Origin of the sequence: Pseudomonas sp. P116, assembly GCF_020149425.1 — a bacterium.
Lineage (GTDB): Bacteria > Pseudomonadota > Gammaproteobacteria > Pseudomonadales > Pseudomonadaceae > Aquipseudomonas > Aquipseudomonas anatoliensis.
The window spans coordinates 211,460-226,103 of the sequence record NZ_JACVHB010000004.1 but is presented as its reverse complement, the minus strand read 5'-3'; the positions used below and the strand labels follow the sequence as shown (position 1 = coordinate 226,103).

The window sequence follows — 14,644 nt, the reverse complement described above, 5'->3', positions numbered from 1 at the left end:
GAGTGGGCCGAACGTCAGGGCACAGACCTTTTGGTTACTTTTGGGGCGTTTGCCAAAAGTGACCCGCCGTAAGGGCGGAACCCTAAGCTGCCATCACCGCAGCAACGGATATACACCCAACCCCAAACCCCAACTCAAACCACCGGAAAAACAATCCGAAACGCAGCCCCCCCCATCGGCGAATCCCCCAACATCAACTTCGCGTTATAGCTCTCAATAATATCCTTCACCACCGCCAACCCAATCCCCTGCCCCGGATGCTGCCGATCCAGCCGCTCACCACGCTCAAGAATCCGCGCCCGCTGATCCGCCGGCACACCCGGCCCATCATCCTCAACACACAACTCAACCCCGGTCAGGCTCTCACGCACACTGATGCGCACCTCACCCAGACAAAGCCGATAAGCGTTCTCCAGCAAATTCCCCATCATCTCCAGCAAAGCACCCTGCTCAATCGGCACGTAACAATGCTCCGGCAGATCAAACGCCACCCGCACACGCTTGTCGCGATACACCTTGTCCAACGTATCGCACAGACTTTGCAGCACCGGACGCAACCGCACCTGATGCCGCACCAGCCCACTTTTGCGCAAACTCGCCCGCTGCAACTGATAACTGATCTGCTGACTCATGCGCTCAATCTGACTCTGCAGAACCCAGGCCTGATCGACGTCTTTAGGCCGCTGAGCCATGTCCTCACTGACGCCTTGCAGCACCGCCAACGGCGTTTTCAGGCTGTGCGCCAAATCATCCAGCGAGTCGCGATAACGGCTGCGCTGCTGCCGTTCGCTAAGCAGCAACCGGTTAAGCGAACCCGTCAGACGCAGCAGTTCGCGCGGGTGTTGTTCGGTGAGACTTTCGCGGGCGCCGGTCTCGATTTCGTCGAGTTCCTGACTGAGTTGGCGCAAGGCTTTCAAGCCCCAGGTCAGGCCGATCCACAACAGAGCCAGCAGCACCAGCAAGGCGGCGCCGAAGCCCAGATACAGGTTTTCGCGCAGGCCTTGAAGGGTGGTTTCGTACTCGCGCACCGGTTGCAGGGCGACGATGCTGAACGCCGCACTTTTGCCGCCGAGCAGTTTGACTTCAACGTCGTAGACGAAGAACTCCTGACCATTGGCTTCGCGTATCCGCGCGAACTCATTGCCGAGTCCGTCGTAACGCGGCTTGTAGTTGATCTGTTCTTCCTGGGTGGCTTTGGAGCGCCACACCAGATGCCCTTCACGGTCGTAGATGTAACCGAGCAAACGGAAGTCGGTGAGGTTGAAACGCTCATCGGGCAACTGCGACGGCATCATCAGTCGCCCGTTTTCAACGCGCGCGGCAGAGATCAGCGTGGTGACGTCCGAGGCCAGGCGTTGCTCGATCGAATCTTGCAAGGCAAGGCTGAATGCGCCCTGCATCGCTGGTAGCAAGGCGAGCATGAACAACACCGCCAACGTGGTGGCGGCAAGCATCAGCCGAACGCGAAGGGAACGAATCAAGTGCAGCGCTCATTGAACAGGTAGCCGAGGCCACGCACGGTGTCGATCGGCTTGAACCCGGCCGGGCCTTCGAGTTTGCGGCGCAAGCGACCGACCAGCACTTCGATCACATTTGGATCGCGCTCGCCGTCGTCCGGATAGAGCTGCTCCATCAAGCGATCCTTGGGCACCACTTGCTGGTGATGGCGCATCAGGTATTCGAGGATGCGGTATTCATAGGCGGTCAGCGCCAGCGGTTGCTCATCGAGGCTCGCCTGTTTGCGATTGAGATCAAGCAACAGCGGGCCGGCAACGATGGTCGACTGGGTGAAGCCGCTGGAACGGCGCAGCAAGGCATTCAGGCGCGCGTCGAGCTCTTCGAACTGGAACGGTTTGACCACGTAATCATCGGCACCGGCGGCGAGGCCTTCGACCTTGTCCTGCCAGTTGCCGCGCGCGGTGAGGATCAGGATCGGAAAGGTCTTGCCGCCTGAACGCAACTGACGAATCAGGTCGAGACCGCCCATGCCCGGCAGACCGAGATCAATCACCGCCAGATCAAAGTTGAACTGGCCGGTCTGGTACAGCGCCTCTTCGGCATTGGCCACGGACTCGACCACGTGGCCGCTCTCCGTCAGGCGGGTTTGCAGGTGATGGCGCAACAGCGCTTCATCTTCGACGACCAATAGTTTCATGACGCTCTCCCGGGTAAATCAAATGCTCCAGACAACTTGTGTGGGAGCTAGCCTGCTGGCGATAGCGATTTGACAGCCGACAATATGATCGGCTGTCAGGACGCTATCGCCAGCAGGCTAGCTCCCACAGGGTGCAGAAGGCGAACTTCCTTAGAAAAAGTAGTTGGCCGACAAGTACGTCTGCGCGCTGCTGGTCAGGTCCAGCGAGCCTTGCTTGCTGCCACCGCGTTCGCTCATCTCGGTGCTGGCATTGCTGCGCAGGTAACGGTAACCGAGTTCCACCGAGGTGTTTTGCGAAACTTGCTGCATCACACCGAACTGGCCGCCGACTGCATAACCGATGTCGCTGTCACGGCTAAAGCCTGGGGATTCCTGAGTCAGCTTGGTCAGACCCGCCGTTGCGCCGCCGAACAGTTTGGTGCTGCTGCCCACCGGGTAGAACAGATCGTAGCTGCCCAGCAGGTTTTCCTGACGCAGTTTAATGCCATTGTGCGAACCGGACACATTGTCGTAGGTGGCGTAGTAGCGACCTTGCGAGTTTTGCTGACCGACGCGCACGCCGTAGGTGTTGTTGCCGTCGATCGCGCCAGTGGCGTTCGGGTGATCAAGGTTATCGTTCAGTGCGTGGGACTTTTTGATCTTGTCACTGGTCTGGCCGAAAGTCAGGCCCGCGAAGTTGGAAGTGGTGTCGGCATGGGCCGCGATGCTGGCGCTCATTACGGTAAATGCCAGCAGCAGTTTGTTTAAACGAGTCATGGTATTTCCTCTTTCACAGTGCTGTTTGGGTATGGCGCAAGGTTACTGACCCTCCCCTGTACCGCCCCTGAACGCTCTCTGAACCTGACCTGAACCAAATCGACTAGGCTGTTTTGACCACTTATCAATAAGGAGACCGACCATGCGCCTGTTCCTCGCCCTCACGTTACTGGCCGTCAGCAGCCTCACCCAGGCTGCGATCAAGACTGAAGAAATCCCCTACCAGAGCGCCGACGGCACGAAGCTGATCGGTTACTACGCCTACGACGACGCCATCAAGGGCAAGCGCCCGGGGATCGTCGTGGTGCATGAATGGTGGGGCCTGAACGATTACGCCAAGCGCCGCGCGCGGGATCTGGCCGAACTCGGCTACAGCGCGCTGGCGATCGATATGTACGGCGAAGGCAAGAACACCGAGCACCCGAAAGATGCGATGGCGTTCATGCAGGCAGCGACTGCAGACGCGGCGGCGGCCAGCAAACGTTTCGAAGCAGGGCTGGATTTGCTGAAGAAACAACCGCAGACCGACGTCAGCAAACTTGCGGCCATCGGTTACTGCTTCGGCGGTGCGGTGGTGTTGAACGCGGCGCGTCAGGGTGTGCCGTTGGCGGGCGTGGTGAGTTTCCACGGCGCACTGGCAACCAAAACCCCGGCCACGCCTGGCAGTGTGAAAGCGAAAGTTCTGGTGGAACATGGCGCGCTCGACAGCATGGTCACACCTGACGCCGTTACCGCGTTCAAGGCGGAAATGGACAAGGCTGGCGCTGACTATAAGTTTGTCAGCCTGGAGGGTGCCAAGCATGGTTTCAGCAATCCGGATGCTGATCGCTTGAGTCATGGCGAGCACGGTGGCCCGGATATCGGCTACAACAAGGCTGCCGATGAAAAATCCTGGGCTGACATGCAGGCGTTCTTCAAGAAGATCTTTGGCTGATCACATCCCCCCCCTGTAGGAGCTGCCGAAGGCTGCGATCTTTTGACTTTGATTGCAAAAAAACAAGATCAAAAGATCGCAGCCTTCGGCAGCTCCTACATTGATATGCACTACCCAGCTCTTGTGCTAACCGGCAAAATGCCCGCCATGAATCCAACTCCAACCCTCCCCGCCTGTTGCACCCCGCTCGACGCCCACTGGCCGTTGCCGACGGTGTTGCCCGACACGGTGCTGCTCAGCACGCATTTCGATCCGTCACAACTGCTTGGCGATGACTTCCAGCGCAGCGCCATCGAGCCGCCGCCGAGTATCCAGCGTTCGGTAGCGAAGCGGCAGGCGGAGTTTCTCGCCGGGCGCATCTGTGCCCGCGCGGCATTGCAGCAACTTCAGGGCAGCGGCGTGGTTCCGCCCATTGGCGAGGATCGCGCGCCGGTGTGGCCGGCGCACATCTGCGGCTCGATCACCCACAGCACCGGCCGCGCGGCGGCGATTGTCGCCAACAAGCAGCATTGGCGCGGTTTGGGCATGGACCTGGAAAATTTGCTCAACCGTGAACGCGCCGAGCGCCTGGCCGGAGAAATTCTGACCGCGCCGGAAATGCAGCGCATGGCTGCAGCGTCGCCGGATCAATTGGCCCTGTGGGTGACACTGACGTTTTCGGTGAAAGAAAGTTTGTTCAAGGCGCTCTATCCGATCGTGCAGAAGCGCTTTTACTTCGAGCACGCCGAAGTGCTGGAGTGGACCGAGGCGGGATCGGTCCGGTTGCGTTTGTTGACCGATTTGTCGGGCGAGTGGCGCAACGGCACAGAGCTGGATGCCCAGTTCGGGGTGCAGGATGGACAGTTATTGAGCCTGGTCAGCATTCCTGCCTGAGATCTGTATTGCCTGTCGTGGCCTCATCGCTGGCAAGCCAGCTCCCACAGTGTCGGTGTTGAACACAGACTTTGTGAACTCATCTCAAACCTGGGAGTTTTACCCACTTAAACTGTGGAAGATTTATGGGCCCACCTCACACCTGTGGCTGAGTCTATGGACCCACCTCATACCTGTGGGAGCTGGCTTGCCAGCGATGGGGCCAGCCCGGCCAGCTCAAGACTCAGCGCCGCTCTTGGTTGCGCGGCCAACTCAGGCTAAAGCAAGCCCCACCCAGGCTTTTGCTCTTGCCAATGATTGCCCGGCCGTCATGCCAGTGGATGATCCGCCGCACAATCGATAACCCCAAACCATGCCCGCCTGACGCCCGAGTGCGACTGTCATCCAGACGAAGGAATGGCGTAAATATCCGCTCCCACGCCACCTCCGGCACACCCGGCCCGTCATCTTCGATGTCGACCCGACAACGCAATTGCCCGACCTGATAACTCACCGTGACCTTCGAGTGGGCGTGGCGCATCGCGTTACCCACCAGATTCTGCAGGGCGCGGTGCAGATACCGAGGCTCAGCCTCGACCCAGGCATCATCATTGTCGGCAGCCGACAGGCACAACCCACGCTGCACCGTGACCTCGGCGCGCAACGGCGCCAGCTCTTCGATCACCTGATTGACCAGTGCATCGAGGTCAATGCGCTGAAACGTCAGCGCCGGCGAGCCCTGCTCCAGCCGCGCGTAAGTAAGCATTTCGTCGACCAGCTTATCGAGGTCCTCGATGTCGTGATCCATGCCCTCCCGGTACTTTTCCAGTGCTTGCGGGGTGGTCGCCGAGCCGATCATCTCCAGACCGAAACGCAGGCGCGCCACCGGCGTGCGCAATTCGTGAGACACCGCGCGCACCAGTTCACGCTGGATCGCCAGCAATTGCTGCAAGTGCTCGGCCATGCCATTGAACGCCGAAGCCAGTCGCCCGACCGAGTCGGCACCGCGCGCCGGCACGCGGGTTTCCAGGCTGCCCTTGGCGATGCGCGTGGCCGCTGCTTCGAGACCGCGCAAACGCCGCTCCAACTGACGCACCAATAGATAAACGATGAGGCCGATCAAACTCAGACCGAGCGCGGCGATCAGCACCAGCCACTCCGGCGGATACGGATTCATCTGATACAACGGGCCGATTTCCAGCACCCATGGCGTGCCGACCATGCCGGCAAAGACACGGATCGAATCGCCGCCCTTGCCCAGCGCCATCACCGTATCGCCCTCGGACACGCGCCGGCTCTGGTCTTCGTCCATGTCGGCGTCATTGATCGTGACCAGCCGCAGGTCAAAACCAAAACCCTTGTCTTTCTTTATCTGCGCCAGCCGTTTCGGTTGCTCGGCCACTGGCACGCGCACCAGCTCATCAGCCAGCAGGTAAATCGTCGCCCGGGCCAGTTGCTCGCTGATCTGCTGCACCTCGCCGGTGAGGACGAGTTGTTCCTTGTCGCTGACCAGTCGATAGACCTTCGCCGCGTGCGGCCCGGTCTGCTCGACCAGCGCCAGACCGCGCTGCACCCGGGCGCGCTGAGACAGATCGAGATCGGTTTCGGCAAATTTCTTCAGCGCCAGCGGAATCCCCAGCAGTCGCTCCCACACCAGCAGCGCACGATGGCGCTCGGTTTCGTTCATCGGTTGCAGGTTGTCGGCCATCAGCGAGAACGTGCCATGGGCCAGACGCTCGCGATATTGTTCGCTGCGCACCTGATTGAGCAGGTGCAGCGCCAGCACACCGAGCACCGCCACCAGAATCAGCGCTGCGCACATGCCGCCGTAGATGCGCAGAAAGATCGAGTTCACAGCGTCAGGTCTACGCAGGCTTCAGGGACAAACAGATAGCCTTTGCTGCGGATGGTCTTGATCAGGCGCGGGTGATCGGGGTCATCACCGATTTTCGGGCGGATGCGCGAGATACGCACATCGATCGAACGGTCCTGGCCGTCGTAACCGATACCGCGCAGCGCAGTGAAGATTTCCTCCCGCGACAGGATGCGCCCGGCGTTGGACACCAGCAGCCAAAGCAGGTCGAATTCGGCACTGGTCAGCTCGATGCCGTTGTCGCTCAGCCAAGCCTCGCGCAAGGCGTTGTCGACCACCAGCGGGCCGAATTGCAGGCGACGGCTTTTTTCCGCGCTCGGCTCGGGTGTGTCACTGCGTCGCAGCAATGCCTGAATGCGTGCCAGCAGCAGTCGCGGACGCACCGGTTTGCACACGTAATCGTCGGCGCCGAGGTCGAGCCCCTGGATCTGGTCGGCATCGTCGGTGCGCGCGGTCAGCATCAGGATGGGCCCGTCATAACGGTCGCGCACCTTGCGGCAGATCGTCAGGCCATCTTCACCGGGGAGCATCAGATCGAGGATCACCAGATCCGGCTGCTCGGTGATGATCCGCGCCGCCGCCAGCGCGCCGTTGCCTTCGATTTCGACGCGCAATCCATTGGCTTGCAGGTAGTCCCGAGTGAGTTCGGCCAGACGTTGATCATCCTCGACTATCAATATCTGAAAGGCTTGTTGCTCCACCGGTGACCTCTGCTTGCTGTTTTTATTAATAGAAGGGATGGCTGCGAATCAGACTCTGCAGGAGCTGCGGAACGCTGCGATCTTTTGATCTGGTTTTTTACAATCAAAAGATCGCAGCCTTCGGCAGCTCCTACAAAAGCATGTGGAATATCCACGATCCTCCCGTTCATTTGTCATGTTTTTGGAGGATAAGAATGCCTGCGCGTGAGCCGATTGTATAAACGGCGTACAGCCAGAACACAAGTCGGTAAATGCGTTCGGACAAGGTCAGCTTTTGTGATAGGGTTCGCGCCCTTAAAAAACCGCTGAAGCGATTTTGTCGGCGGAAAAACAGTGACAAACGGTCTAGGTCAGCAGGTTCGCGGCCTACACGGGAATTCCAGCTTTCTTACACAATTTACGCACAGGTTTATCCACAGCCCGTACGTTGCAACACCCCTTAAAACGCATTATCTTGTAGCACGGCGAAAACAGAGACCCTACATGTAGGGTTTTCACCTGAAAAGCCCAACCACATTTCAGAGCTGAAACTCAAGCGATTTATGGCCAGTTTCAGCTTGAACACAGCAAGTTTTTCGAAGACCAGACCGCACTCGCGGATGGCACCGTTTTTATAGCTCCGAACGGGCAAAACGGTATGGGTGTTGCAGTCATAACTGTCACCTGAAAGGAATCCGGTTCGAGCATGTGCTCGCAACCAAAAACTTCGGCAAGGATGCGGCGTCGTAGCCTTTTTCCTACTGCTCCGAAGTTGTGAATGCCGACTCTCGTCGGTAGTAGTGCTTCGGGACAGAACGGTGAGCACCATGATGGTGCCCAAACAAACATAGAGAATGTGGAGACAATCCCTCATGCAAACCGACACAACTCGCGAGAACCCGCAGGGCACCTTGCCGCAGGCCGCCGATTCGAATTCGGATCTGGCAGCCACCGCGCCTGGTCAACTGCGCGTGATCAAGCGTAATGGCACTGTCGTTCCTTACACCGATGACAAGATCACCGTCGCTATCACCAAAGCGTTTCTCGCAGTTGAGGGCGGCACCGCTGCCGCTTCGTCGCGAATCCACGACACCGTTGCCCGCCTGACCGAACAGGTCACCGCGACCTTCAAGCGTCGCATGCCTTCGGGCGGCACCATCCACATCGAAGAAATCCAGGACCAGGTCGAACTGGCCCTGATGCGTGCCGGTGAGCAGAAAGTCGCTCGCGACTACGTGATCTACCGCGACGGTCGTTCGAAAGAACGCGCTGCCCACGCCCCGGCCGAAGAAGCCGTCAACGCGCATCCGTCGATCCGCATCACCCGTGCCGACGGCAGCCTGGCGCCGCTGGACATGGGTCGCCTGAACACCATCGTCACCGAAGCCTGCGAAGGCCTGGCTGAAGTCGACGGCGACCTGATCCAGCGCGAAACCCTGAAAAACCTGTACGACGGCGTGGCCCTGACCGACGTCAACACCGCTCTGGTGATGACCGCCCGTACCCTGGTTGAGCGCGAGCCGAACTACTCGTTCGTGACCGCCCGCCTGCTGATGGACACCCTGCGTGCCGAAGGCCTGAACTTCCTGGAAGTGACCGAGAGCGCCACTCACCACGAAATGGCCGACCTGTACGCCAAGGCCTTGCCGGCTTACATCGCCAAAGGTATCGAGTTCGAACTGCTGAACCCTGTGCTGGCCACCTTCGACCTGGAAAAACTGGGCAAGGCGATCAACCACGAGCGCGATCAGCAATTTACCTACCTGGGCCTGCAGACCCTTTACGACCGTTACTTCATCCACAAGGATGGCGTGCGTTTCGAACTGCCGCAGATCTTCTTCATGCGCGTGGCCATGGGCCTGGCGATCGAAGAGAAGAACAAAGAAGACCGTGCGATCGAGTTCTACAACCTGCTGTCCTCGTTCGACTACATGGCTTCGACTCCGACCCTGTTCAACGCCGGTACCCTGCGTCCTCAGCTGTCGAGCTGCTACCTGACCACCGTGCCGGATGACCTGTCGGGCATTTACCACGCGATTCACGACAACGCCATGTTGTCGAAATTTGCTGGCGGCCTGGGCAACGACTGGACCCCGGTCCGTGCGCTGGGTTCGTACATCAAAGGTACCAACGGCAAGTCGCAAGGCGTGGTTCCGTTCCTCAAAGTCGTGAACGACACCGCTGTAGCCGTTAACCAGGGTGGCAAGCGCAAAGGCGCTGTGTGTGCTTACCTGGAAACCTGGCACATGGACATCGAGGAGTTCATCGAACTCCGCAAGAACACCGGTGATGATCGTCGTCGTACCCACGACATGAACACTGCCAACTGGATCCCTGACCTGTTCATGAAGCGCGTCTTCGATGACGGTCCGTGGACCCTGTTCTCGCCATCCGAAGTACCGGATCTGCACGACCTGACCGGCAAGGCTTTCGAAGAGCGTTACGAGTACTACGAAGCGCTGTCCCAGTACCCAGGCAAGATCAAGCTGTTCAAGACCATCCAGGCCAAAGACCTGTGGCGCAAAATGCTGTCCATGCTCTTCGAAACCGGCCACCCATGGCTGACCTTCAAAGACCCTTGCAACCTGCGTAGCCCGCAGCAGCACGTCGGCGTGGTTCACAGCTCGAACCTGTGCACCGAGATCACCTTGAACACCAACAAGGACGAGATCGCGGTCTGCAACCTGGGCTCGATCAACCTGCCGAACCACATCGTCGACGGCAAGCTGGACACCGTTAAACTGCAACGCACCGTGAACACCGCCGTGCGCATGCTCGATAACGTGATCGACATCAACTACTACTCGGTACCGCAGGCGAAGAACTCCAACTTCCGCCACCGTCCGGTGGGTCTGGGCATCATGGGCTTCCAGGACGCTTTGTACCTGCAGCACATCGCCTACGGCTCCGACGCTGCCGTCGAGTTCGCCGACAAGTCGATGGAAGCGGTCAGCTACTACGCCATCCAGGCCTCTTGCGACCTGGCTGACGAGCGCGGCGCTTACGAGACGTTCCAGGGTTCGCTGTGGTCCAAAGGCATTCTGCCGCTGGATTCGCAACAGATCCTGATCGAACAACGTGGCCAGAAGTACATCGACGTTGACCTGAACGAATCCCTGGACTGGGCACCGGTTCGCGCCCGTGTACAGAAAGGCATTCGTAACTCCAACATCATGGCCATCGCACCGACCGCAACCATCGCCAACATCACTGGCGTATCGCAGTCGATCGAACCGACCTACCAGAACCTGTATGTGAAATCGAACCTGTCGGGCGAATTCACCGTGATCAACCCGTACCTGGTTCGCGACCTCAAGGCGCGCGGTCTGTGGGACTCGGTCATGATCAACGACCTGAAGTACTACGACGGTTCGGTTCAGCAGATCGAGCGCATCCCGCAAGAGCTCAAAGAGCTCTACGCAACTGCGTTCGAAGTGGACACCAAGTGGATCGTTGACGCGGCCAGCCGTCGTCAGAAGTGGATCGACCAGGCCCAGTCGCTGAACCTGTACATCGCCGGCGCATCGGGCAAGAAGCTGGACGTCACCTACCGCATGGCTTGGTACCGTGGTCTGAAAACCACCTACTACCTCCGTGCCCTGGCCGCGACCAGCACCGAGAAGTCGACCATCAACACCGGCAAGCTGAACGCTGTTTCCAGCGGCGGCAACCACGGTGAAGATTCGGTCCTGGCTGCTCCTGCCGGTCCCGCTCCAGTGCCGAAGGCTTGCGCGATTGACGAGCCGGATTGCGAAGCTTGCCAATAAGCTGAGCTGAATCAGGCGTTGCGAAACGCCTGATTCCTCCAGGCAAAAGAAAACCCCCGACAGACTTTTGGTTTGTCGGGGGTTTTGTTTTTTGGGGTTGGGGCATCGCCTTCGCTCGGCTTGCCGAAGGGGCGAAAGATCAAAAGCCCCTCACCCTAACCCTCTCCCGGAGGGAGAGGGGACTGACCGCGGTGATTGGGAGAGATATACCGAGGTGAGTACCGAGTCGAGTTCAAGCTCTGAATAGCCCACAAGTCCGCTCCCTCCTCCTCGGGAGATGGCCGAACGTGAGGGCACAGACCTTTGGTTACTTTGGACTGGGCCGGCACTCCGGCGCTTGCCAAAGTGGCCCCGACGTCAGGGCGCAACCTTAAGCAGCGATCACCGCAACAACGGATATCCCCCCGCCCCCAAAAACGCCATCCACAAAAAAGCCCCTCAAAAAGAGGGGCTCCCTGTACAGCCAATACCCAGAATCAAGCCATCTGAATAATGGTCTGCATAATCGTGCTCTGAGTCGAAATCGTTTTCGCGTTCGCCTGATAGTTCGATTGACCCTTGATCAGATCAACCAGCTCATTGGTCAGGTTAACGTTCGACTCTTCCAGCGAGTTGGACTGAATGGAACCCAGAGTACCGGTTTCCGGAGCGTCGTAACCCGGGATACCCGAAGCAAAGGTTTCTTTCCAGCTAGTACCACCAACAGCCTGCAGACCCTGCTCGTTGGTGAAGCTGGCCAGCGCAACCTGGCCGATGGCCTTGTTCTGATTGTTGCTGAAGTTGGCGAACAGAGTACCAGTGCCGTCGATGGTCAGGTTTGTGATCTGGCCAGTGGCGTAACCATCCTGAGTCGGAATCGTACGCGAGTTGTCCGCGTTGTACTGGGTAGTCTTGGCCATCGAAATGGTCACACCAGCCGGGTTGGCAGCTGCGCCGTTGGGCGTAAAGACACCGTTGGTCACCGTGCCCGGCCTCCAGCTTTTCAGCGTCAGGTCGCTGCTGATGATCGGATCGGCCGGATCTGCCGGGTTTGGTGTGCTGACCTGAGTCAACTTGCCTGCAGAGTCAAAGGTCAGGGTCGATGCCACTGGCGGAGTGGTTTTTGGATCGCTACCCGTTGCATCCGGGTTACGACCGTCAACCAACGTGTATACCTTCCAGGTGTTTTCGCCCGTCTTCACCACATACTGATCCATGTCGTGTTTGTTGCCCTGCGTATCATAGATCGGGGTGCTGAACGACTTGGTGTAGGTCTCGACCTTGGACGGATCGAATATGACGGCGTTGGCGCCAGTATCAACGATCACGGGGGACGAAGAGTTCAGGTTGATGCTCGATCCCACGGCCGAAGTCGACTTCGGTGCCAGGTTCGAGGTGTCGATTTTCAGGTCGGTCAACACACCGTTGATGACCTTGCCGTTGGCATCCACGCCGTAACCTTGCAGGCGCGAGGTGTAATCGGTGTTGGTGATGAAACCGGCGTCATCGACCTTGAATGTACCGGCACGGGTATAGGAGATCGAGCCGTTATTGCTCATGGTGAAGAAACCCGAGCCGTTGATGCCCATGTCCAACACGTTGCCGGTGTTGCTGATGTCACCCTGGGTGAACTGCTGCGAAACGTTGGCCAGGCGCACACCGTTACCGATGACCTTGCTGCCGGTGCCCAGTTTGGTCGCCGAGTAGACGTCTTCAAACTCTGCACGGGAAGATTTGAAACCGGCAGTCGCGACGTTGGCGATGTTGTTGCCGGTCACGTCCAGTTGTTTGTTGGCTGCATAGAGACCGCTAAGGCCGATATTGAAAGACATATTCCACTCCTTTGTGCCGGTTAGTCGGCTCTATATACCAATGGTTTGTACTTTGGACAGGGCGACGCTGCCCTTGCCGGCCAGGTTGAGCATCAGCTCGCCGCCGGTCTGGCTGATCGTCACGCTGTTGACGGTGGCCGGCAGGTAAGTTGCCAGGTCCGTCGCGGCGCCGTTGATCGGTGCGTTGGCCTTGAAGGTGTAAGTACCGACGGGCACCACGGTGCCGCTGGTGTCCTTGCCATCCCACGTGAAACTGGCGGCGCCAGCGGCGCGGCTACCCAGGTCGATGGTGCGAACCGTTTTGCCGTCCTTGTCGGTGATCGTCACGGTGCCTTCCGCGATGGACGATGGCACGGTTACCGAACCAGTCATGCCTTTGGTCGGGTCGTCGAGCTGTGCGGTATTGGTCTGCACAATCACGTTGCGGCCAACCAGAGACGACGCCTGCAACGCTTGCGACGAGTTGTAGTTGCCGGCCAGCCCGCTAACGGTGCTGTTGAGCGTGGTAATGCCTTCCAGGCTGCTGAACTGCGCCAACTGCGCAACGAATGCGCTGTTGTCCTGCGGATCGAGCGGGTTCTGGTTTTTCAGCTGGGTGACCAGCAGCTGCAGGAACGCATCCTTGCCCAGGGCTTGACCGCCGGTGGCGCTGTTGGTGGCCGAAGCAATGCCACCAGTGGTCGAACTGGTGCTCTTCGAAGAGTTCGCCAGGATGTCGTTCATGCTGAGGCCGCTGGTGGTATCGGTAACGCTCATGACAGTCGCCCCTTATTACTGACCGAGGGTCAGTACCTTCTGCATCATGGTTTTGGCGGTGTTCATCATTTCGGCGTTGGTCTGGAAGGACCGGCTCGCGGAGATCATGTCAGCCATCTCTTCCACCACGTTGACGTTCGGGTAGTAGACGTAGCCCTTGCCATCGGCAGCCGGATGGTTCGGCTCGTAGCGCGCTTCGAGGTTGCTCTGGTCTTCGACCACGCCGAGCACCTGCACACCTTGACCCGCAGCGTCCTGGTTCTGGAACAGCGAGTTGCTGCCGCCGCTCTGGCCGCCCTGGAACATGGTGGCGAATACCGGGTGACGGGCGCGATAGGTCTGGTCGATGCTCGACGAGACGGTTTCGGCGTTGGCGATGTTCGATGCCACGGTGTTCAGACGCGTGGTTTGTGCGCTCATGCCGCTGCCGGCAATGTTGAAAACGCTGGACAGGGACATGGATTACTCTCCGCGCAGGGCTGAAACCAGCCCTTTGAATTTGCTGTTGAGCAGGGTGAAGCTGGCCTGGAAGCCCACGGCGTTTTCCGCGTAGTTGGACTGCTCAATCTGGGCGTCAACAGTGTTCTGGTCGATCGACGGTTGCATCGGCGTGCGATACAGCAACGATTCGTCACCATTGCCCAAACCTTCAGCTTCGATGTGACGGCTGTTGGTCATGTTCAGGGCGAAGTGGCCACCGCTTTTGGTTTTCTCGGTCTGTGCTTCCAGCACTTTGGAGAAGTCCAGATCCCGAGCCTTGTAGTTCGGGGTATCGGCGTTGGTGATGTTATTGGCCAGCACTTCAGCGCGCTGGGCGCGGAAGCCCAGAGCCTTTTCGTGAATGCCGAGCGCTTTATCGAAGCTGATGCTCATGTCGGGAACCTTCAGGTGACCGGTTTTTCGTAACTGAGCTTTAGCAAGTGGCGTGCCAATGCAAGAAACACCCGTAAACCGGGGCCTTGCGGGCTATCGGCAATGCGGCAATGCCAGAAAAGCGGCAACCGCTTTCCGCCAGATGCCGCTTTTCTGCCGCTTGCCCCTGCCTTTACCGAATACCCCG

General features: G+C 58.8%; 12 protein-coding genes. 3 read left to right on the top strand and 9 right to left on the bottom strand.

The window, feature by feature from the left end; genetic code table 11:
• Positions 1 to 134 precede the first annotated feature (134 nt).
• The 3 genes from ICA15_RS15350 to ICA15_RS15340 all read right to left on the bottom strand — a co-directional run bounded on the left by ICA15_RS15350 (position 135) and on the right by ICA15_RS15340 (position 2,911).
• The gene (locus tag ICA15_RS15350; protein WP_150616065.1) at positions 135 to 1,481 is read right to left on the bottom strand and encodes an ATP-binding protein; all 1,347 of its coding nucleotides are present in this window, start codon (positions 1,479 to 1,481) and stop codon (positions 135 to 137) included.
• Positions 1,478 to 2,155: a response regulator transcription factor gene (locus ICA15_RS15345; RefSeq protein ID WP_210554068.1), complete on the bottom strand. Its 678-nt coding sequence runs from the start codon at positions 2,153 to 2,155 to the stop codon at positions 1,478 to 1,480. Before ICA15_RS15345 ends, ICA15_RS15350 begins: the two co-directional genes overlap by 4 nt.
• 150 nt (positions 2,156 to 2,305) lie before the next feature.
• On the bottom strand, positions 2,306 to 2,911 hold the full coding sequence (locus ICA15_RS15340; protein WP_150604253.1) for a porin family protein: 606 nt from the start codon (positions 2,909 to 2,911) through the stop codon (positions 2,306 to 2,308).
• Between the two features lie 142 nt (positions 2,912 to 3,053).
• On the opposite strand from ICA15_RS15340, the gene ICA15_RS15335 reads away from it, so the two are divergent.
• Positions 3,054 to 3,845, top strand: coding sequence for a dienelactone hydrolase family protein (locus ICA15_RS15335; RefSeq protein ID WP_210554069.1), 792 nt, complete (start codon positions 3,054 to 3,056; stop codon positions 3,843 to 3,845).
• Between the two features lie 147 nt (positions 3,846 to 3,992).
• Positions 3,993 to 4,718, top strand: coding sequence for a 4'-phosphopantetheinyl transferase (locus tag ICA15_RS15330; RefSeq protein ID WP_150616067.1), 726 nt, complete (start codon positions 3,993 to 3,995; stop codon positions 4,716 to 4,718).
• Between the two features lie 223 nt (positions 4,719 to 4,941).
• Here the strand turns inward: ICA15_RS15330 and ICA15_RS15325 are convergent, their stop codons facing one another.
• Both ICA15_RS15325 and ICA15_RS15320 read right to left on the bottom strand, forming a co-directional pair.
• Complete coding sequence (locus tag ICA15_RS15325; protein ID WP_150616068.1) at positions 4,942 to 6,552, bottom strand: ATP-binding protein; 1,611 nt, start codon at positions 6,550 to 6,552, stop codon at positions 4,942 to 4,944.
• The gene (locus ICA15_RS15320) at positions 6,549 to 7,271 is read right to left on the bottom strand and encodes a response regulator (RefSeq protein ID WP_150597780.1); all 723 of its coding nucleotides are present in this window, start codon (positions 7,269 to 7,271) and stop codon (positions 6,549 to 6,551) included. Before ICA15_RS15320 ends, ICA15_RS15325 begins: the two co-directional genes overlap by 4 nt.
• An 851-nt stretch (positions 7,272 to 8,122) precedes the next feature.
• Here ICA15_RS15320 and ICA15_RS15315 point away from each other — a divergent pair.
• Positions 8,123 to 11,017, top strand: a complete 2,895-nt coding sequence (locus tag ICA15_RS15315) for a ribonucleoside-diphosphate reductase subunit alpha (protein ID WP_210554070.1) — start codon at positions 8,123 to 8,125, stop codon at positions 11,015 to 11,017.
• 476 nt (positions 11,018 to 11,493) lie between these two features.
• Here ICA15_RS15315 and flgE read toward each other — a convergent pair whose 3' ends face one another.
• Genes flgE through flgB form a run of 4 tightly spaced genes read right to left on the bottom strand, consistent with a single transcriptional unit; the run spans position 11,494 to position 14,457 of the window.
• Positions 11,494 to 12,828, bottom strand: a complete 1,335-nt coding sequence (flgE, locus tag ICA15_RS15310) for a flagellar hook protein FlgE (RefSeq protein ID WP_210554071.1) — start codon at positions 12,826 to 12,828, stop codon at positions 11,494 to 11,496.
• Positions 12,829 to 12,858: 30 nt separating this feature from the next.
• On the bottom strand, positions 12,859 to 13,584 hold the full coding sequence (gene flgD / locus ICA15_RS15305; RefSeq protein WP_150616071.1) for a flagellar hook assembly protein FlgD: 726 nt from the start codon (positions 13,582 to 13,584) through the stop codon (positions 12,859 to 12,861).
• Positions 13,585 to 13,599: 15 nt separating this feature from the next.
• Positions 13,600 to 14,043 carry a flagellar basal body rod protein FlgC gene (gene flgC, locus ICA15_RS15300; protein ID WP_042560519.1) on the bottom strand — a complete coding sequence of 148 codons (444 nt, stop codon included), beginning with the start codon at positions 14,041 to 14,043 and terminating at the stop codon, positions 13,600 to 13,602.
• Positions 14,044 to 14,046: 3 nt separating this feature from the next.
• A complete protein-coding gene (flgB, locus tag ICA15_RS15295) occupies positions 14,047 to 14,457 on the bottom strand; it encodes a flagellar basal body rod protein FlgB (protein WP_150616072.1) in 411 nt (136 codons plus the stop codon).
• Between the last annotated feature and the right edge of the window lie 187 nt (positions 14,458 to 14,644).